Annotated in this window: 19 protein-coding genes; 10 read left to right on the top strand and 9 right to left on the bottom strand. The window is 58.8% G+C overall.

Going from position 1 to position 19,323, the window contains the following annotated elements; genetic code table 11:
- Nucleotides 1–6 precede the first annotated feature (6 nt).
- On the bottom strand, nucleotides 7–612 hold the full coding sequence (locus tag ACRQ1B_RS18125; protein WP_432295255.1) for a DUF1419 domain-containing protein: 606 nt from the start codon (nucleotides 610–612) through the stop codon (nucleotides 7–9).
- A gap of 175 nt (nucleotides 613–787) precedes the next feature.
- On the bottom strand, nucleotides 788–1,888 hold the full coding sequence (locus ACRQ1B_RS18120) for a DUF3991 and toprim domain-containing protein (RefSeq protein ID WP_432295253.1): 1,101 nt from the start codon (nucleotides 1,886–1,888) through the stop codon (nucleotides 788–790).
- A 34-nt stretch (nucleotides 1,889–1,922) separates the two neighbouring features.
- On the opposite strand from ACRQ1B_RS18120, the gene ACRQ1B_RS18115 reads away from it, so the two are divergent.
- Nucleotides 1,923–2,111, top strand: coding sequence for a hypothetical protein (locus ACRQ1B_RS18115; protein ID WP_432295311.1), 189 nt, complete (start codon nucleotides 1,923–1,925; stop codon nucleotides 2,109–2,111).
- Nucleotides 2,112–2,876: 765 nt separating this feature from the next.
- Here the strand turns inward: ACRQ1B_RS18115 and ACRQ1B_RS18110 are convergent.
- The gene (locus ACRQ1B_RS18110; RefSeq protein ID WP_432295251.1) at nucleotides 2,877–3,056 is read right to left on the bottom strand and encodes a hypothetical protein; all 180 of its coding nucleotides are present in this window, start codon (nucleotides 3,054–3,056) and stop codon (nucleotides 2,877–2,879) included.
- Between the two features lie 188 nt (nucleotides 3,057–3,244).
- Here ACRQ1B_RS18110 and ACRQ1B_RS18105 point away from each other — a divergent pair, with 188 nt between their 5' ends.
- The gene (locus ACRQ1B_RS18105; protein WP_432295250.1) at nucleotides 3,245–3,406 is read left to right on the top strand and encodes a hypothetical protein; all 162 of its coding nucleotides are present in this window, start codon (nucleotides 3,245–3,247) and stop codon (nucleotides 3,404–3,406) included.
- 4 nt (nucleotides 3,407–3,410) lie between these two features.
- Nucleotides 3,411–4,082 carry an SOS response-associated peptidase gene (locus ACRQ1B_RS18100; RefSeq protein ID WP_432295249.1) on the top strand — a complete coding sequence of 224 codons (672 nt, stop codon included), beginning with the start codon at nucleotides 3,411–3,413 and terminating at the stop codon, nucleotides 4,080–4,082.
- A gap of 14 nt (nucleotides 4,083–4,096) precedes the next feature.
- Here ACRQ1B_RS18100 and ACRQ1B_RS18095 read toward each other — a convergent pair whose 3' ends face one another.
- Genes ACRQ1B_RS18095 through ACRQ1B_RS18085 form a run of 3 tightly spaced genes read right to left on the bottom strand, consistent with a single transcriptional unit; the run spans nucleotide 4,097 to nucleotide 9,538 of the window.
- Complete coding sequence (locus ACRQ1B_RS18095) at nucleotides 4,097–7,357, bottom strand: error-prone DNA polymerase (protein ID WP_432295247.1); 3,261 nt, start codon at nucleotides 7,355–7,357, stop codon at nucleotides 4,097–4,099.
- The gene (locus tag ACRQ1B_RS18090) at nucleotides 7,354–8,865 is read right to left on the bottom strand and encodes a Y-family DNA polymerase (protein WP_432295245.1); all 1,512 of its coding nucleotides are present in this window, start codon (nucleotides 8,863–8,865) and stop codon (nucleotides 7,354–7,356) included. Before ACRQ1B_RS18090 ends, ACRQ1B_RS18095 begins: the two co-directional genes overlap by 4 nt.
- Nucleotides 8,786–9,538: an ImuA family protein gene (locus tag ACRQ1B_RS18085; protein WP_432295243.1), complete on the bottom strand. Its 753-nt coding sequence runs from the start codon at nucleotides 9,536–9,538 to the stop codon at nucleotides 8,786–8,788. Before ACRQ1B_RS18085 ends, ACRQ1B_RS18090 begins: the two co-directional genes overlap by 80 nt.
- Before the next feature lie 657 nt (nucleotides 9,539–10,195).
- Between ACRQ1B_RS18085 and ACRQ1B_RS18080 the strand changes: the two genes are divergently transcribed.
- The 4 genes from ACRQ1B_RS18080 to ACRQ1B_RS18065 all read left to right on the top strand — a co-directional run bounded on the left by ACRQ1B_RS18080 (nucleotide 10,196) and on the right by ACRQ1B_RS18065 (nucleotide 12,996).
- Nucleotides 10,196–10,738: a nutrient deprivation-induced protein gene (locus ACRQ1B_RS18080; protein WP_432295241.1), complete on the top strand. Its 543-nt coding sequence runs from the start codon at nucleotides 10,196–10,198 to the stop codon at nucleotides 10,736–10,738.
- Nucleotides 10,731–11,147, top strand: coding sequence for a phage holin family protein (locus ACRQ1B_RS18075; RefSeq protein WP_432295239.1), 417 nt, complete (start codon nucleotides 10,731–10,733; stop codon nucleotides 11,145–11,147). The genes ACRQ1B_RS18080 and ACRQ1B_RS18075 overlap by 8 nt, the downstream gene beginning before the upstream one ends.
- Nucleotides 11,147–12,109, top strand: coding sequence for a DUF3618 domain-containing protein (locus ACRQ1B_RS18070; RefSeq protein WP_432295238.1), 963 nt, complete (start codon nucleotides 11,147–11,149; stop codon nucleotides 12,107–12,109). Before ACRQ1B_RS18075 ends, ACRQ1B_RS18070 begins: the two co-directional genes overlap by 1 nt.
- Nucleotides 12,110–12,411: 302 nt before the next feature.
- Nucleotides 12,412–12,996 carry a cysteine hydrolase family protein gene (locus tag ACRQ1B_RS18065; protein WP_432295236.1) on the top strand — a complete coding sequence of 195 codons (585 nt, stop codon included), beginning with the start codon at nucleotides 12,412–12,414 and terminating at the stop codon, nucleotides 12,994–12,996.
- Nucleotides 12,997–13,201: 205 nt separating this feature from the next.
- Here the strand turns inward: ACRQ1B_RS18065 and katE are convergent, their stop codons facing one another.
- The 3 genes from katE to ACRQ1B_RS18050 all read right to left on the bottom strand — a co-directional run bounded on the left by katE (nucleotide 13,202) and on the right by ACRQ1B_RS18050 (nucleotide 16,943).
- Nucleotides 13,202–15,370, bottom strand: coding sequence for a catalase (gene katE / locus ACRQ1B_RS18060; RefSeq protein ID WP_432295235.1), 2,169 nt, complete (start codon nucleotides 15,368–15,370; stop codon nucleotides 13,202–13,204).
- A gap of 71 nt (nucleotides 15,371–15,441) precedes the next feature.
- Entirely contained in the window at nucleotides 15,442–15,942 is a 501-nt protein-coding gene (locus ACRQ1B_RS18055) for a YciE/YciF ferroxidase family protein (RefSeq protein ID WP_432295234.1), read from the bottom strand.
- Between the two features lie 77 nt (nucleotides 15,943–16,019).
- On the bottom strand, nucleotides 16,020–16,943 hold the full coding sequence (locus ACRQ1B_RS18050) for an SDR family NAD(P)-dependent oxidoreductase (RefSeq protein ID WP_432295232.1): 924 nt from the start codon (nucleotides 16,941–16,943) through the stop codon (nucleotides 16,020–16,022).
- A 119-nt stretch (nucleotides 16,944–17,062) separates the two neighbouring features.
- Here ACRQ1B_RS18050 and ACRQ1B_RS18045 point away from each other — a divergent pair, with 119 nt between their 5' ends.
- From ACRQ1B_RS18045 to ACRQ1B_RS18035, 3 genes are all read left to right on the top strand, one after another.
- Complete coding sequence (locus tag ACRQ1B_RS18045) at nucleotides 17,063–17,569, top strand: hypothetical protein (RefSeq protein WP_432295231.1); 507 nt, start codon at nucleotides 17,063–17,065, stop codon at nucleotides 17,567–17,569.
- Nucleotides 17,570–17,579: 10 nt separating this feature from the next.
- A complete protein-coding gene (locus tag ACRQ1B_RS18040; RefSeq protein ID WP_432295229.1) occupies nucleotides 17,580–18,023 on the top strand; it encodes a DUF421 domain-containing protein in 444 nt (147 codons plus the stop codon).
- 132 nt (nucleotides 18,024–18,155) lie between these two features.
- Nucleotides 18,156–19,271: a Gfo/Idh/MocA family protein gene (locus tag ACRQ1B_RS18035; protein WP_432295228.1), complete on the top strand. Its 1,116-nt coding sequence runs from the start codon at nucleotides 18,156–18,158 to the stop codon at nucleotides 19,269–19,271.
- The last annotated feature ends 52 nt before the right edge of the window (nucleotides 19,272–19,323 follow it).

Raw genomic sequence — 19,323 nt, 5'->3', positions numbered from 1 at the left:
TCCGGCTTAAGCCGCCAGGACCGTGGGGAGGTGGCGCAGGTGAACCGGCAGCTTGGCGGCGATCTCGTCATCGGTCAGGTTGTCGAGCAGCTTCAGGAGAGTGCCTTCCTTGCCACCATAAAGCATGACCGTACGATGGCCCTGTATCGGCTTCGGCCAGCGGGTGCCGGCATAACCACGATAGTCGTCCGCGGTGGTGCTCCAGATGTGCTCGAGCCGTTCTTCGCGGCTCATCGCCCGAACCAGCCGGGTTTCGCGGTCGACGATCGCAGATCGCATCGCCTCGACCGAATTCGGATCAGAGAGGTCGCAGTAGGTGTGGAAATAGCGCACAACGTCATCGATCCGCATCACGTAGAAGACCGACGTGACAGAACCGGTCATGAACTCGCGCATCGCAAAGATCGGACCGCGCATCCAGAGTGGTGGAATGATGTCGAGCATATAGGTGTAGGAAGTCTCGGCGATCTCGAACCATTCGCCGGCATAGGTGGCAGACTGATCACCATCAAAACGGTCGGGGCGCCTGGCGTGCCGATCGAACATCCGGAACATGTCGTTGCGCTTGGCTACACCCTGAAACACTTTGCGGGGGAGGGACATTGAAGTCATCAGCTTGATCCTTTCGGGGTTCGGGGACCGAAGGCGGTGCTGTCCTCTCGACCTCACCCTTCTCTTCAGTCCCTCGTCACCGCCCGCTCGGCCGGCCTCGTGTCCGGCTGGGTCAAGGGCCGGCTCTTGCCGGGCGAAGCCTCCCTTGATGCGGTCGGCACGCATGCGGCAGACCTCATCTTTTCTCCGTCTTCCTTTCTCGCTTTTCCTTCTCCCTGTTTTGGAGAACCTCGTTCCAATCGTCCGCCGAAGGTCGGAGGCGCAGCCAGTTGCAGCCGGCACGCTCGGCGATGACACGCAGTCGTTCCGCATAGGCATCCCCTTGAGAATTGGCGTCGGTGGCGGCGACGAGATTGACCCCTGGGAAAGCGGCTAGCACAGAAAGAGCGGCATCTGTTGTGGGCGACCAGCCGCCGCCGGTGCTGAGATAAAGCGTTCCCTCGCGCGGCCCCTCGATGGCGGCGAGGCTCATCGCATCGATTGCGGCCTCGGTGACGCAGAGGCGAGAAGCATCGCTCGCTCCTATACGGAACAGCACCTTCGAGCCCCCCGTGGAAAATCCACGCCATTCGGGACCGCGCTCTTCCCAGCCGACCACCGCGCCACTGCCATCGAAATGCGCAGCCCACATGCTGCCATGAGGTCCTTCCCGCAGGATGTCCTGCCGAATGGCGTGCCGGACGATGGCAGGGGGGACCCCGCGCTCCCAACAAAGATAGCGCCAGGTGTCGGAGCCGGGCGACGGCGTCCGTCGGCTTCGCCAACGCTCCTCAAGGTCTCCCGCCGAGCCTGAAGAGCGCGGGGACGTCCATTCCGGACGGGAAAGTCGAAACCCGACCAGACCCGCGACCGCTTGCGCCGCGACCGGAAAAGTGACCTTATCAAGAAACATGGCGAGCGCGAAAACGTCGCCTTTCTCATCGCTCAGTGGATCAAACCAGCCGCGCCCGTCATGCGTCACGATAATGATGTTGCCGCCATGCCGGTATTTGACGGCTCGACGGGTACTTTCCCTCCCATCGAGTTCATATCCGGCCCGCTCCAGGACAGCTTCGCAACTGACCTTAGCGCGTAGCGCCTCCAATTCTTCCCTTCTCATATTTCCTTCGGCCGCAACGCGGCCGTCCCTTATTCTTCCCGCGAGTTTGCGGGCACAATTCCGCCCGCCGCGAAGAGCGGAGGGGGCAAGGGCGCGGCAATCAAGTTGCAAATTTGCACCTTGATTGCCGCGGCGAAGCTTCCCTTGCGGCCGACAGCACGCCAGCGGCAGGAGCATGCGGGTCTCAGTGAGACCCGCGAGGGAAATACTCGTGCACGATCTCCAGATCGTCTTCGTCATCGAGTTCGTCGGACGGAAGGACGCCGAATTCGTCCCCGGATCTGAACAGAGTGATGGGGACCATCAGGTCGTTGCAGAGGTGGAAAGCGTGCAGTTGAGCGAGAGAGAGATCGTGTGCCATGGTGAGAAGCTCCATCGGAAGCGGGCCAATTCCCGCTGATGGCTCCTCAAAGGAACAGGGACGGTCGCGATCACCGCGGAGACGGAGACGGAGCGGCGGCAGCTTGGCTGCCGACCCCTTGAGGGTTGATCGACGGAGATCCGGACCTGGTCCAGGACGCCATCACAAGAAGCGGGATTGAAGTGCTTTCGGTGTTGCCGGTCCTGAAGGTCGATCGCCGACCATTCATTGAAAAGCACGACGTAATTCCCACCGCCGACTATCCGCAAACGCCAGAGATGGCCGTGACATGATTGCGCGGAGACTGCTCTGGAGGGTGAACAATTCGCCCATCAAGGGTAATGAACGGCAAACCGCGTCACAGAGCTCATGGATTCCCGCCGAGCGGTCAAGCAAACGAGAGCCGATCCGTCGGCGACGAAGGCGGCCCGTCAAAGTGTCGATGCTGCAAAGGTGGCGCTCTGAGAGCGCGAACCCGTGTGGTGGGAAGACGGCGCACCGGACAACAATCGGAAGCTTGCCAAAAACACGTCGTATCGCGCGTGGTTCGAGATGCTGAAGCGATCCCCTTAGGGCTTTGAACCGCCAGCCGGGTTAGCTGGTGCCGCGAGGTTCTCCGGCTCGCCGTGCGCGGGTGCCGAAACGGATGACGTTGTCCGCGGATCTGTCGTCGGGCCGATAAGATAACTTCCCACGGCCGCCGCGATGGCGACGATGACCGCGGTCACTCCAATACGGATCATCCGTTTGTTTGATCGGTTTATTTCGCTCAACGTTAAACTCCCTATTCCTCTGCGAGCACACTCAGCTGCCTGGCGACGGCTCGGCCGCTTCTGCACCCGCAGTGCTGCCCGACGGCGTTCCATTGCCAGATTTCGCCTTACGTTCTTTGGCCTGGTCTTCCTGTCGTTGCAGATCACGTTCGATCGTCTCGCGCGAACCTTCTGCAGGGTCTTGCTCGGAATGGTTTTTCAGGTCGGTCATTCTCGATATCTCCCTTGTGTCTGCCCAACTTTCTCCGCACCCGGATGGTTCCGCTCGTGGTGCTCGGCGTTTTGCTGTTGGCTGCGCCTTGACAGCGGACTGACAGACGACATGTCTTGCGGATGAAACGCATATCGCCGCCCACGACAGACAGACATCCCGATCGATTTCTGCAATGCCAGGAAGCGATGGCCAGCGCGTTCGCGGATATTGCCTTGGAGGCCATCAAAGCCGGCTGGAATGCTGAAGAGGTTGCCTCGGCCATGGTGGAGCTGGCCGATCATATGATGCTGGGTATGATCGCCAACCGCGACCTTGCCCAGGACCTTTCGATCCTCAGGGGACGATGAACAGATGTGCGGACGGTTTACGTTTGAACACGAATGGCCGGCCTTTGCCGATCTCTACGACCTGCAATGGGATCAGGAACGGGGCCGAAACACCCAGGCTCGCTACAACATTTCTCCGACACAGGACGTTCTGATCGTTCACAACGATGCTGAGGGGCGTCAGATGGCCGAAACCGCTCGCTGGTGGTTGGTGCCGTTCTGGGCAAAGGAGCTCCCGAAGGGCGCCATGTTCAATGCCCGCATTGAGACGATCGGGACCTCGCCTGCGTTTCGCGATGCGTTCAAGTCGAAGCGGTGTTTGATCCCGGCCGACGGCTTCTACGAATGGACCTTCAATCAGGATGACGGCAAAAAGGACCCATGGCTCATCTATCAACCGGGCGGTAGCCCCTTCTCCTTTGCCGGGCTTTGGGCGCACAATGAGAAGCTTGGCATCACAAGCTGTACGATCGTCACAATGCCGGCAGCAGATCCGATGACGAAGCTGCACGACAGGCAGCCCGCCATTCTTGGCCCAGCCGCCTACAAGGAGTGGCTTGATCCATCAACGAGCGGGGCACGCGCGAAAGAACTCGTGGAAAAGCAGAACCTCGACGGAGTGCTGGAATTTCACCGGGTCTCCAGAGATGTGAACTCGTCGAGGTTTACCGGAAAGCCCGAGGTGAACCCGCTGTGACCATGGCCCCAGTTTCAGTGGAAGTTCCTGCTCTTCACCTTCAGCGTATCGATATGCAAATCCGGTATGAAAATGTCGCGAACCTTGTTTGGCCTCGGCCGATCCCGAGCATCTCCACCCCCGGGTGAACCGTGCGCGAACTCGTCGCCGCGTCCGGTCGGATGCCTGAACTCGGCGTCACGATCGGACAGGGCCGCAAGATCTTCGGACAGATCCTCGAGCTGCCGTGCGATCAGATGAACGACCTCGCCCTCGCGCTGGATTTTTCCATGGATGGCCATCATGCTCGCCCCAAGCACGACCCGTCGCCGCTTTTCGAACAGGCTCGGCCAGACGACAATATTGGCAATACCAGTTTCATCTTCGATCGTGATGAACATCACCCCCTTGGCGCTTCCCGGCTTCTGGCGGACCAGCACCAGTCCGGCGGCGCAGACAAAACTCTTGTCCCGCGCGTTCATCGCGTCTGCGCAGGTGATAATCCGGCGCGCGGCAAGGTCGCGGCGAAGGAATGATATCGGGTGCTCCCTCAGCGTCAGCCCGACATGCGCATAATCCTCGACGACGTTATGACCTTCTGTCATCTGCCTGAGCGTGACCTCCGGCTCCTGTTGCTCGGCCACGGCCCTCTCCTCCCGAGCCGCGGCGGCGGCGAACAGCGGAAGCGGCTCATCGCGAAGGGCCTTGATTGCCCATAGGGCATCGCGCCGCTCCAGTCCAAACGCCGGCCGGAACGCGTCGGCTTCGGCAAGCTGGACGAGCGCCTCGGCCGGCACGTCCGATCGTCGCCAGACATCATCGACAGTTTCGAATGGCCGCTCCATGCGCGCGGCAACAATCCGCGCCGCATCCGCAACTGCCAGACCGGCCACCTGCCGCATCCCCAGTCGGATGGCGTGCCGGTTAGTGCCTGAAATTTCCTCGAGTGTGCAGTCCCATCGCGAATGCTGCACAGAGATCGGACGGACCTCTACCCCATGCTTGCAGGCATCGCCGATGATTTGCGCCGGGGCATAAAAGCCCATCGGAAGCGAGTTCATCAGTGCGGCGGCGAAGGCATCCGGAAAGTGACACTTGATGAAGCAGGATGCGTAGGCGATGAGAGCGAAGGACGCCGCGTGGCTTTCTGGAAAGCCGTAGGAGCCAAACCCTTCGAGCTGTTTGAACGTCCGTTCGGCGAATTCGCGCGTATAGCCGTTGTTGATCATACCGTCGATCAGCTTGGCCTGAAACCGTGAGACACCACCGGTAAATTTGAACGTCGCCATCGACTTGCGCAGCTGGTCGGCCTCGCCGGCGGTGAAGCCTGCGCAAACCATGGCGACCTTCATCGCCGATTCCTGAAACAGCGGCACGCCCAAGGTCTTGCCGAGCACGGCTTCGAGCTCGGGCGTCGGGTATTCGACTGGCTCCTTGCCCTCGCGGCGTCGAAGATAGGGGTGAACCATGTCCCCCTGGATCGGCCCGGGCCGGACGATCGCGACCTGAACAACAAGGTCGTAGAATGTCCGGGGTTTGAGCCGTGGCAGCATCGACATTTGCGCCCGGCTCTCGACCTGGAACGTCCCGAGCGTATCGGCCTTGCGGATCATCGCATATGTGGCGCTATCCTCCTGCTTGACCCTGGCGAGATCGAGATCCTCTCCCTTATGCTCCCGGATCAGGTCGAACGCCTTCTGCATGCAGGTGAGCATGCCGAGTGCCAGCACGTCGACCTTCATCATTTTCAGCGCCTCGACATCGTCCTTGTCCCATTCGATCACCTGGCGATCTTCCATGGCGGCCGGCTCGATAGGCACAAGGTCATCGAGGCGCGAGCGCGTCAGCACGAAGCCGCCGACATGCTGACCGAGATGTCGAGGCGCCCCCATCAGCTCGCGTGCAAGCCGAAGTGTCATCACTAGACGATAGTCATCCGGGTTCAGGTTCAGCTCGCGGACATTGCGCTCGGTAATCTCTTCCGACCACGACCAGAGGCCCGATGACAATGCTTTGGTGACATCCTCGGGCAGGCCCATCGCCTTGCCGACATCCTTGATGGCGCCCTTGGCCCGATACCGGGTGACGGTGCAGACCAGTGCAGCGCGGTCGCGGCCATAGGTCCTGTAGATCCACTGGATGACTTCCTCGCGCCGTTGATGTTCGAAATCGACGTCGATATCCGGCGGTTCGTTGCGTTCCTTGGAGACGAAACGCTCGAACAGCAGGTCGTTGGTCTCTGGATCGATCGACGTTATGCCAAGGATGTAGCAAATGGCAGAATTGGCGGCCGATCCCCTGCCTTGACAGAGGATGTCTCGGCTGCGGGCGAAACGGACGATGCTGTAGACGGTGAGGAAGTACGGCGCGTAGTCCATTTCCCTGATCAGATCGAGCTCGTGCCTGACGGAGCGCAACACCTTTTGGGGAAGACCTTCGGGGTAACGGATCGGAATACAGTCACGAACACACTGTTCCAAGGACTGCTGGGCGTTCATCCCATCGATCAGCGCTTCCTCGGGATATTCATAGGTGAGCTCTTCCAGTGAAAACCGGCACTGCTCGACAATTTCCATCGTCCGCGCCAGCGCCTCCAGATACCGGGTGAAGAGCCGCTCCATCTCCTCCGGCGGCTTAAGATAACGGTCGGCAAACCGCTCCCGGTCGAACCCGAGCGTGTCGATCGTGGTGCGTTCGCGGATGCAGGTGACGATATCCTGAAGCTGCCGGCGGGACGGTTCATGGAAGAGCACATCGTTGGTGACGACGGTCTTAACCTTGAACTTCGCCGCCATGTTCGACAGCTCGTGCAACCGCATCTGATCGTTCGGCCGCCGTCGGAGGCAGAGCGAGACATAGGCCCGCCTCCCAAAGATGTCTGCCATTTTCCGAAGGTGGCGGCCGCATATCTCGTCCGGGATATCCGGCACCAGGATGCCGATCATGCCTTCCGCGTAAAGCGCGACATCATCGAGGTGGAGGATGCAGTTGTCCTTGCCGCCCCTGCTTTTGCCGAGTGTGATGAGCCGGGTGAGCCGTGAATAGGCTGCCTTGTCGATCGGATAGACGAGGATCGACATACCGTCCTGTAGATCGAGGCGACATCCGACGACGAGACGAAGGCCTGTGTCCCGTGATGCCTCAAGCGCGCGCACGATGCCTGCCAGTGAATTGCGGTCGACCACACCCAGTGCCTCGACGCCAAGTTCCTTCGCGGCCGCGAACAGCTCCTGTGCGGAGGATGCCCCTCGCAGGAAGCTGAAATGGGTCGTCACCTGGAGTTCGGCGTATTTCATGCGAAGATCCCGTGCATGAACCAGTTATGCGAGCCGGTCTCGGGGTCCACGCCGTCGCCGGACCGGAATATCCAAAAGCGTTCGCCGTCATCGTTTTCGATCACAAAATAATCGCGGACCGCGTCCAGCTCGTTTGGCCGCATCCACCACTCACCAAAAATGCGCTCCGGGCCATCGGCGCGTTTGACACGGTGGCGTTTGCCGCGCCAGGTGATGGTGGCGGGCGGATAGTCCGGCATCATCGCTATCGCCTGGATTTGTTCGGGTCGGCTGAACAGGCGAACCGGGCGTCGCCAATGACCGACCCAGCCTTCTTCGATTGCTTCCGCAACCGCTGAAACCCGCTGAACACTGCGCTCGGGGACATCGGAGGCGAAAGGAGCGACCCGGTAGACCCGCTGGCCACGATTGGCGAAGACATCAATCAATGGCGTGATATCGCTGTTTTCTTCCTCCACGAGTGACGAAACCTTCTGCTCTTGCGCCAAGGGCTCGGCGGAGACGGCCACCAGCGTCAGCTTCTCGATGCCGAAACCGGGTTCGATCTTTTCGGTACGGTCGCGGAAGAGCTTGGCGAGCCAGGCGATATCGCGTGCGGGCTTCGCCGTTCCGGCCCGGATCGCCTGGATCGTATTGTCGACCTTGTGGACGATGAGGTCGGTCCGTCGGGCACCAAGCCCGCGCTTCTCGAGCTCGGCAACGAGCTGTACGACCAGCCTGCCGACATATTTGTTGATCGTCTCGGCCGCACCTATCGGCTCCTGGAAGGATCGCGAGACCTCGACGAGGTCGGCGGTTCGGATGGGATCGATCGGCTCATTCATGCGCCCGAACATCTGATCGAGACGACGGCCGACTTCCGGCCCGAAGCGAAGGGCCAGCGGCGCCCTCGGCGTATTCGACAGTTCTCCGATCGATTGGAAGCCGAGAACCCGTAAATCCTGCACCACCTTTTCCGGAAGCCTCAGCAGGGAAATCGGCAGTTTCTCGACGGCGCGGACGATCTCGCCGCGCGGCACGATGACCGTGTCCCGTTTGATGGCGCGTACGCAGGCATGTGCCGCCCCCCAGGTGTCGGCGATTGCGACCTTGGCGGTGAGCCTTCTGGCCCGAAACATGTTGACGATGCCGGTGATCATCGGTTGCTCGCCGCCCTGGAGATGATCGGCGCCTTCCGTATCGAGGACGAGGCCATCGACGCCATCGACCGCAACGATGGGAGAATAGTGGCCGAGCGCCCAGAGGCCAAGGCGATCCAGCGCCATGGCATCGGCCGTGGGATCCGCATCGACGAGCATAAGTCCGCGAAAAATTGCCTGCGCCTTGGCAGCCGGCATCCCCACTTTGACACCGATTTGTCTGGCGGCGTTGTCTGCGGCAGACACCCAGCGCTTGGCTCCACTACTGGCAATGACGGCGATCGGGCGCTCATCCGGAATAGCGGGATCGTCCCGCCTGATCCTGTCCGTGGCCAGATCCGGAAGATAGATGGATACGACCCTTGTCATCACACGCTCCGACGTAAAACTCAGCACACTCGCCTGCACGCGAGCTCATCAACTCAAGGAACCATTGAGGGCGCCCGATCCCGGGAACCGGGAGCTCTTGCGATGGAAGCACGCTCACCCGCCATCGCGTGGCGGATGCCGTCGGCTGCCCAAAGTCGTTTGCCTCCGTCTGCCGCCGCCATCGCCGGACTGCCAAAGCAATGGTCCCGGATCGTTCGGCCACAAGCTGAAGCCGTCTGCTGACGACCATCGGCAGCCTCACAAGCTCCCCGACGACCGCCCCCAAACCGCCATAGGAAAGCGCTTCCTCCATATTGGCGGCAACGTCCTCTTGGCTGTCGCTTTCCACAAAGATAACTCTCTTTGGATGCAACCCCGCCTGAGCCAGCGCCGGAAAAAACAGATCCGGGCGCGTCAGACACCAGACCACCGGTCCCTTGGTCCTGGCGGCAATCCCCGCTACAAACATTGCAGCCGCGGCTCCGTCCACCGTTCCCGCGCCGCCGCCCGCGACCTCGTGCAGTGCGCCATTGGCTAGGCCGCCGCCGGGAAGTGTTGCGTCGATTTCCGCCACGCCGAATGGAAGACAGCCAGCCTTCTTCGCCGCCTCTCCTTCAATCGAAGAAATGCGTTCGCGCAACTCTGCGAGGACTTGAGCGCGGACAGCCGACATCGGTCGCGGGTCCCTTCCGGTTCGCGTTGGTTAGATTAAGACGACGTCATGTCGCCAGAACACTTGATGTTCTGTATCTGTTCCGTTAGTTGGAAAGAGTCAAGCGGGTGCAAAATAGGAATACAGTCTCATAATTTTAGCAAGATCGCGGATTTTCCATTTCGAATCAGATCGCTAGGACGAGCGCGTGGGAGATACACCGATCAAAGAAAAAATTGGGGGGCCGAACAGTTTGTTAAATCAGGGGAAGGCCGCATTGAAACGTCTTGAACCAAAGGTCCTCGATCTCAACGCGACACTTCGGCAGGTGAGAGTGCCTGTCATTACGATAGAATGCCGCGCATGTGGCCGCTCCGATGGAGTTGATCGTAAGGTGCTCGTTCGCAAGCATGGTGCAGAGATCACATTCGCGCGGTTAAGGAGGATGGCGGCAATGGGATGCGAGCGGCTTATCAGCACCGACGGAGACCAATGCGAGACAAGGTTTCATTGTGTCGACAGAAACTGAATGACGATGCCTTGCTATAGCCAGCACTTGGCTCGCCGGGGCCACAAACGCGTGTGCGGCAGTCCTCCCTATCGCTGTTTTCGAGGAACAATCGGATTTCCTTCGTGTTGAGACTGCTCGAGCAACAAGCGGAAACTTGGGAGTGTGTCATGATCGATCACGGAGAAAACGTGTCCGGCTCAACGGCTGCGGATTTAAAGCAAAAAGTAAGCGAAGATATCCAGTCGGTAACGGACTTTGCCCACCGAGAGGCGACTGCGGCGTCGGACAAGGCAAAAGAAGCCGCGACGGACCAGAAGAACATTTTGGCGAACAAACTCGGCGGCGTCGCCCAGGCTCTGGAGAAAGCCGCGGCTGAACTCGAAAACGGAGAGAACCGCGACATCGGCAAACTGACACGTAATCTTGGGACAAATCTGCGCAATGCCTCTGCGAGGATCGAGGACCGCAGCTTGAGCGAAATTGCCGGAATGGCTGAAGACTTCGGTCGCAAACAGCCACTTGCATTTCTGAGCATAGCGGCCATCGCGGGCTTGGCAGCAAGCCGCTTCTTGACCTCATCAGCTCCCAACTCGGGCGGAGAGCACGGCAGTACCTCTTCCTCCCCCAAGACACTTACTCCATCCAGAGCGCCGTCGACTTCGGTTGCACCCACCAGCCTCACCACCACGGAGGGCCGCGCCTATGACTAATTCAACCGATAACCGCTCCCTTCCAGAGCTCGTCACCGGCTTGGTCGGCGATATCTCCGGCCTTTTCCGCAAGGAAGTTGAGCTGGCGAAAACGGAAGCGTCCGAGAAAGTGTCTCATGCCTTGACGGGTGTGGAAGCGTTCGCCGCAGGCATCGTTTTAGCAATTTGTGCGGTTGGCGTGTTGTTGGCCGCGCTGGTCAACGGGATCACTGCGCTGCTCGTCTCGCAGGGCATGACGGAACCGAACGCCGATGCGCTTTCGTCGGTTGTTGTTGGCGTCGCCGTCGCACTTTTTGCCTGGGGCCTCGCTTCGCGCGGACTGAAAGTCCTCAAGGGCGAAAATCTCAAGCTTGAGCGCACGTCCGCCTCGCTGCAGCGCGACGCCCAGATCGTAAAGGATAGAACCTAATGGCCTACACGTCAGACAACTCGCGATCTGCAGAGATCGAACAGGAAATAGCACAGGATCGCCAGCGCATCGAGGAGCGGCTCGACGCAATTCAACAACGAATGTCGCCGGGTCAACTCGTGGACGAAGCACTCGCTTACGTAAAGTCGAGCGGCGGCGGCGAATACGCTTCAAACCTGGGCTTTGCGGTCAAGAACAATCCGATCCCGCTGGCCCTGATGGGTGTCAGCCTCGCGTGGCTGATGGCGGGACCGAAGACCAGCGTGGCTTCCTATGCTCAAAGCTCGGACGAAACTTATCCTCTCGCCACCACCACCGGCAATCTGCGTCGCATTGGTCCGCCGGAAGCAGAAGGCGATGCCCGTTATAGCCACTTCAGCGACGCTAGCGGAGGCCGCTTCAAAGCCCTAACCGACAAGACGGGCCGTCGCGCGGGGCATTTCGTTGATGCCAGTGGAAAAACGTACCGCGGCTTCGCAGATGCGACCGGTCGCCAAATCCATGAGATCCGAGACGAGGCTGGAAACCTTTTCGATGATGCTTCGGGGTGGGTATCGGATACCTGGCAATCAATCACCGACAAGGCCGGCAATGCTAGTCAGCGACTGTCCAATGCAGGCAGCAGTGCGACCGACATGGGCTCGCAGCTCAATGAAGCCGTGCTGAAGCACTTCAAGGATCAGCCGCTCGTCGGCGGAGCGCTTGCTTTTGCCCTCGGCGCGGCTATCGGAGCCGCTCTGCCTCACACGCAAACGGAAGACGAGGCCCTCGGCGAGACCTCCGATCGGCTGAAAGACTCGGTATCGGCTGAAGTCTCGAAAACAGTCGACAGAGTGGGAGAGGCGGCAGCAGACGTCTATCAGAAGACCGTGAGTGTGGCATCTGATGTTCACGATACGGCCCGGGACAGAATCGCTGAAGAGACCGGTTCTTCTGCCCCGAACCGCCCAGCCACGCCTTGATCCAAGTGTGTCAGCTACCTGCCCGGTGCAGGCCGGGCAGGTAGCTACCGATGTTGGCTGCAATTTTAGTGGCGGGCGCGAGGTCGAGGTCAAGAAACGCCATTGCGATAAGCGCAACGGCTCACACGTCCGACGTACCTGCATCGCACTGATGGACGAGACAGAGGCTCTCCGCCCGGCCCAATGGGAGTTCGTTACCCAACAATGTCTCCGAGCGAGGCGCTAACGTCATAAGGCGAGCGTGCGGCAGGGCAAGGATCTTATAGGCAGCCCCAGGGCTCGTTGAGATCAGGGAGGTAACGATGGACAGCATCGGCAACTGGAGGCATCTGTGTGTCGACACCCAAAGGATGTTCCTGGAGAGCACTCCTTGGACCCTGCCTTGGATGACGAACATCCTACCTCAGCTCGAAGCGCTGTCACAATATCATGCGGCCCGGACAATCTTTACGCGTTTCATTCCTCCTAAACATAGGGATGACGCCGCTGGGGCCTGGAACGACTATTATCGAAAATGGTGGATGATGACCGGCGAACACCTCGAAGGTGAATGGCTTGACCTTGCTCCATCCTTGCGGTCGTTTGTGCCGCCCGCGCGCATCTTTGACAAAACTACATATTCCCCCTGGATTGATGGAAGGCTGCTGTCTCACCTGCACAGTCAGAGCGTCGACACAATTGTCGTAACCGGTGGGGAAACGGATGTGTGCGTTCTCGCAACCGTTCTCGGTGCGATCGATCTTGGTTTGCACGTCATTTTGTTAAGCGACGCTGTGTGTAGCGGCGCTGACGAGACACATGATGCTGCCGTTGGCCTGCTGGAAAATAGGTTTTCTGTTCAACTGGATCTGAAGACCACGGAAGAATTCCTTTCCTTAACCACCTGAAGCGGCGGAGGTCGAACTGAGCTTGAAAACATTGTAGCCTCATCGGGGTACCAACACTCTCAACTCACACCACCATCCTTCCACCATCCTATATGCCAACGCATATCTGTCTGTCGCTGCCGGGCTAGGTTGCCCGTTTTCTCATCTAGCGACGCGTCCCGTTAAAGATGTCGGCTAGGGCGCGCCAAGCGCCCTAGCGAGGGTCTCATTTTGTGGCTGGTGCTGAGGCCTTGCCCAACTTGAGTGATGGCTCACGCCCCCAGATGCGGAGTTTTCCGAGGCTCGCCACAAATCCTGCCACACCTTCTTCTCCAGGAAGGACGATGGTTCCTTCATCCAGATCGGCAGCGATCCCAGCCTTCTCCAGCAGTGGCAGCGCGGAATTGTCATAGCCGATGAACTTGCAGTGCTGGAAGGCATCGGCCACGAAATCCCGGGCCGTGGCTTCATTGATTACATCTTCGATACCTTCAGGTGATGTCAGCAGTGCGACGGCATCAAACAGGACCGACGGCCCACCATCAATCATGTGATGGGCTTCGATCAGCTTACCGTCGGAGGCAGCGACACCGCCCACTTTAGGTGCGATGAGTTCAACAACACCCTTGTCGGCAACGACTGCGTTCACCAGGCCTTTGAGCAGCTTTGCATCAACCCCGTCCGTCACCAGAATGCCCAGTTTGCGCCCTTCAAAACGCTTGGGTCCGCGTTCGACAATGCTCAAAGCAGGCGAAGGCTCGAGGTCCTGACGGGTAGGCATAGCCGCATCTGCCGGCTTTGGCATGGACCGGATACCAAGTTTCTGGGCCACGGTTGTCGCAAGGGTCTCATCGACGTTCAGCAGGTGCGAGACCATGCGTTCACGAATGACAGGGTTTTCGACCTTGCTCAGCTCGAAAGTGAGAGCCATTGCGATATGCCGCTGTTCAGGCGGGGTCTGGCTGATGAAGAACTGCCGGGCCTGACTATAGTGGTCCGCGAAGCTTTCTGGGCGAAGACGGACCTTTTGTCCCTGTTCCTCAGATGGGAAGTGACGGTATCCGCGCGTCGGCGACTCCCTTGGGCCTTCACCGCGCGAATTCGGCTGATAGTTCGTCCTCCCGACCGGATTGCGCATCGCCATATGGCCGTCCTGCTGGAAATTGTGGAAGGGACACTTCGGCGCATTGATTGGAAGATGCGTGAAGTTCGGGCCGCCCAATCGTTTCAGCTGCGTATCGAGATATGAAAAATTCCGGCCCTGCAGCAGCGGATCGTTACTGAAGTCGATGCCTGGCGGCACGTTCTGGGTCATGAATGCGACCTGTTCGGTCTCGGCAAAAAAATTGTCGGGCATCCTGTCAAGGACAAGGCGACCGATTGGCTGGACCGGGAGGATTTCCTCCGGAATGATCTTCGTCGGATCGAGTATGTCGAAATCGAAGCTGTCTGCAAATTCCTGATCGAAGAGCTGAACGCAAAGCTCCCATTCCGGGAAGTTACCCGACTGGATCGACTGCCAGAGATCCCTGCGATGAAAGTCAGGATCGGCGCCATTGATCTTGACGGCCTCGTTCCAGGCGACGGACTGCAGACCGAGCTTCGGTTTCCAATGGAATTTGACGAATGTGGACTCGTCCTTGGCGTTGACGAAACGAAAGGTGTGGACGCCGAAACCTTCCATGAACCGGAACGAGCGAGGAATCGTGCGGTCCGACATGATCCACATGATCATGTTCATGCTTTCGGGCGTCAGGCTGATGAAATCCCAGAAGTTGTCATGGGCAGTCTGAGCCTGCGGAAAGGCCCGATCCGGCTCCTGTTTCGCTGCATGGATGATGTCGGGAAACTTGATTGCGTCCTGGATGAAGAACACCGGGATATTGTTGCCGACGAGATCCCAATTTCCTTCCTGAGTATACATCTTTACCGCAAAACCGCGGACATCGCGGGCGAGGTCGGCAGACCCCTTGTTGCCGGCGACGGTCGAGAACCGCACGAATACCGGGGTTTTCTCACCGGCGCGCTGGAACACGTCGGCACGTGTATATTTGGCAAGAGACTGGTATGTTTCGAAAAAGCCATGCGCGCCGTAACCTCGGGCATGGACAACGCGTTCAGGGATGCGCTCGTGGTCGAAATGAAACATCTTCTCCCGAAAATGGAAATCGTCCACCAATGCGGGACCGCGTGCTCCGACCCGTAGAGTGTTTTGATCATCCGAAACGGGGCCGCCTTGCGCGGTGGTCAGTATGTCGTGCCCATCCTCCGCAAATTGGTGCAGCTCGCCACCATTCCCCCGATGAAGTTGCTGGTCGTGAATGGTCACTGTATCGGACAACGCGCGCGGCTCAACGCCGACTGACTTCCTGGACACCTTTGTGGTTTTGGCCATTGGTCTCTCCTGAGAATATCGAATGAGAAAAGGCCGCCCGTGGGCGGCCTTGAGTGGAGCATAAAAAAGGCTTACGTGCCTTTGGCACCCTTTGAATTGGCGGATGCTTTGGCAAGCTGCGTCAGCTTCTTGTCTGTCGCCTCTTCCTCGGCGAGGTTTGCCTGGAGGAGCGGTATTGCGTCAGCAAGGCCGAGCTGGTTTGCCCATTCGATCAGAGTGCCGTACCGTGCGATCTCATAGTGCTCAACGGCTTGCGCGGATGAGATGAGGCCGGCATCAAGGGCTGGCGATCCCTTGAATTCTTCCATAATTTCCTCGCCCTCGGCGATGATGCCCTGAATTGCTTCACAGGTCTTGCCTCGGGCAGCCTTGCCGAGGAGTTCAAAGACCTGCTCGAGACGCTCGATCTGGTCTTGCGTCTCGTCCCGGTGCTGCAGAAAGCCGGCTTTGCCCTCTTCAGATTGCGCGGCCCGCGCCATTTTCGGAAGCGCTTTCAGGATCTGCTTTTCTGCGAAATAGATATCTTTCAGCGTGTCGAGAAACAGGTCATCGAGTGTCTTCGTGCTGGCCATGGTTGCTCCTCCTTTGAGATGGCATGGAGCCGATCAACTCCACCAGTTCACGAATGTTCCCGAAAACGTGAGCCCTGCTAATCTTTCCTGTCCTCACGCATCATCCGAGCCCTGATCCCCCCATCCATCTTCATGCCATCGTGCATCGGTCTGAAGATTGCCCCGCTATGGGATGATAATCTGCCGCCCCGGTCAGATTCCTTCTTCGCGACATTTGCCGACATTCGCTCCGTGAGGTCCGGCATCAGATGATGGGATATGTCGGAGGCTTTCGCCTTCCATCCGACAGGACGCTCTTCCTTGGGATTGAGACATGCTTTTACGATCGCATCCACGACAATTTCAGGATCGTCCATCATCGCCATACGTGGCTCGTGGCCGGTATAGTTGGCGGCATGGGTCCACCACGGCGTGTCGACCGCCCAAGGCATGATCGTGCCGACCTTGATGTCTTCCAGTCCTGCCAAGCGCAGTTCTTCATTGAGTGACCGGCTTAAGCTGAGAACGCCAGCTTTCGTCGCCGCGTAAGTATTTTGAAGGGCGAGTGGGACTTCGCTGTCGATCGAGCCAGTGTTGATCAGGGTGCCATATCCCTGTTCAGCGAACTGGCGAAGGGCAGCATGCGCCCCATAGATCAGACCTTTCAGATTAACATCGACGAGGCGGGCGTGATCCTCGATCGGGATATCCCAAAAGTATCCGATCGCGCCGACGCCGACATTGTTAATCCAGACATCGATGCTTCCGAACCGAGCGATGGCTGCCTCTGCGATAGCCGCAACCTGCGCAGGATCAGAGACATCTGCCTCTACCGCAAGGGCGCTCCCGCCTCCGCTCTCGATCTCAGAGACCATCTCATCGAGCATAGGTTTACGCCGTGCGGCGATAACCACAGACGCACCTTCCGCGGCCAGTTTGATGGCTGCACCCCGACCGAAGCCACTGGAGGCACCAACAACCACCACGACCAGATTACGCAAACTGTTGGGACGAGCGCTCATATCAGATCTCCATTGGTTTCTCGTGAGAAGAAGACCGAGCAGCCCAGGATGTTCCATCGTCTCCATCTGGATGATTAGATGGAGGGCGCTAATTGAATTGCGCAGCAGGGAGAAACTCGATGGATGAACCGCGACTTCGGCCTGATGGACTGCAACTTGACGAACATCGCCGCTTTCAGGAGCGCTTCTGGAAGCTTGAACGTGTAGCCTGGGTCGTCTTCGCGATTGTTACGATCAGTGCCGTTCTTGGATTGACTGGGGCAGGGGGGCCGCTTGCGACCGCGTCGGCAGAAAGCGGCAACGCGGTAATCTCGTATCCTCGCGTGGCGCGATGGGAGACTGCAGACGAATTGCAAATAGCCTTCAGGCCGAGAGACGGCGTCACCGAGCGAACGGTGATGCTCGCGCCCGAGTTCGCGAAAGCCTTTCAGCTCGAAGATGTTCAACCGAACCCGAGCGAAACCAAAATCAGCGATCGTGGCCAGATTTTGATATTCAGGAACCCTGACTCAAAAGGTGGCCTGGTGACCATGCATATCCGGGCACAATCGGTCGGCCGCAACGGATTCAGCATAGCGGTCGATGGGGATGAATCGACCGTTCTCACGACTTACGTCTTACCTTGAGGCCACCACCATGGAAACGGTTATCCGCGGCGCATCGATCTACTTCATTCTTCTCGTCATTTTGCGTTTGTCCGGCCGCCGCACTGTTGCCCAGATGACCCCGTTCGACCTGGTTTTGCTGTTGGTTGTATCGGAAACGACGCAGCAAGCTCTACTGGGAGACGATTTCTCGATCACCAATGCCGTCGTCCTCATGATCGTTCTGTTCGGCATCGACATCGGCCTGTCCTTCTTCAAACAATGGGCGCCTGGCGCCGCCAGATATATGGACGGTGCTCCGACCGTTCTCATCTCCGATGGCGAGGTGGATTTTCGTGCATTCCATCGCGCGCGCGTAAGCCTTGATGACGTGTTGACGGCAGCGCGCCAGAACCAGGGGCTTGAGCGTTTAGACCAGATCAAGTCAGCCGTACTCGAAGCTGATGGTGCGGTCAGCATCATACCGGTCTCGTAGGCAGATGTGTGGCGTAGGACGTTCTGGCTGACCACGTGAATGTCGGAACATCGGACAGGCTGCTGCATTCCTCATGTGCAATGCAGCAGCCGGCAGCATTGCTCCCCCAGATAAGCAATATCCGAGAGCACAATGCCGACACCCGAAAAGAAGATCCGTTACGCCGTCGTCGCCGGAGGTCAAATCTCCCAGCAAGCCTTCATGCCGGGTATCGCACAGACCGACAACTCCGAGCTGGCCGCATTGGTCACCGGCGATCCAATCAAAGCCGACAAGCTAGCCGGCCAATATGGGATCAAATCCTGGTCCTACGAGCAGTATGACGAGCTCTTGAAGTCCGGTGATATCGACGCCGTCTACGTTGCCACCCCGAATTTCCTGCATACGCCGTTTGCAGTCGCCGCTCTTGAAGCAGGTATCCATGTCCTCCTTGAAAAACCGATGGCGTCCAGTGTCGAGGAAGCGGAGCAGATCCTCGCCGCGCAGAAAAAGAGCGGCGCCAAACTGATGATTGCCTACCGGCTTCACCACGAGCCGGGCAATGTCGAGTTGTTCACACGCGCCCGAGCCGGCGATTTTGGAGATCTTAGATCGTTTACGTCGGTTTTCGCGCAGAACGTCGCTGAGGAGAATTCGCGTGGCCATAACGGCTATTGGTGTGGGCCAGTTCCGGACATGGGCACATATCCGCTGAATGCCATCCGCAACCTCTTTGGCGCTGAGCCGATCGCGGTGCACGCGGTCGGAACCAAGACCAAGGACCGCGGCTTCAACTTCGACGACACGGTTGCCGTGACATTGCTGTTCCCGGAGGAACGCACGGCCCAGTTTACGGTGAGCTACGCGACCGCGTCGGCTGAGAACTTCTCCTTGGTCGGCACCAGGGCAACGATCGAAGCCTCTCCCTGCTTCATGTTCGGACCGTCCGTCGGCATCGCCTACAAGGAGATCACCGATGAGGGCGAAAAACAGCACGCGTTCGAGCCGGTCGAGCAGTTCGGAAATGAAACGCAATACTTCTCTGACTGCATCCTCAACGATCGCGAACCCGAAGCCAGTGGCGAAGAGGGGCTGATGGACATGCGGGTGCTGGCCGCGGTCGAAACGTCCCTGCGAACCGGAGAGACAGTAACTCTTCCTCCGGCATCCCGAAGCCGTCGTGTGGATGCTGACCAGACGCTGAAACTGAAGCCTGCCAAACAGCCCGCAGAAGATGAAATGATCAACATCATCCCGCAGTCAAAATAGGCGGAAATCATCCGTAACCTGCCGACGGGCTGGCCTCCTTCAATCGATAAGG

The organism is Endobacterium panacihumi, from assembly GCF_050847465.1.
GTDB lineage: Bacteria > Pseudomonadota > Alphaproteobacteria > Rhizobiales > Rhizobiaceae > Neorhizobium > Neorhizobium panacihumi.
This window is presented reverse-complemented; position numbering and strand designations above follow the sequence as displayed.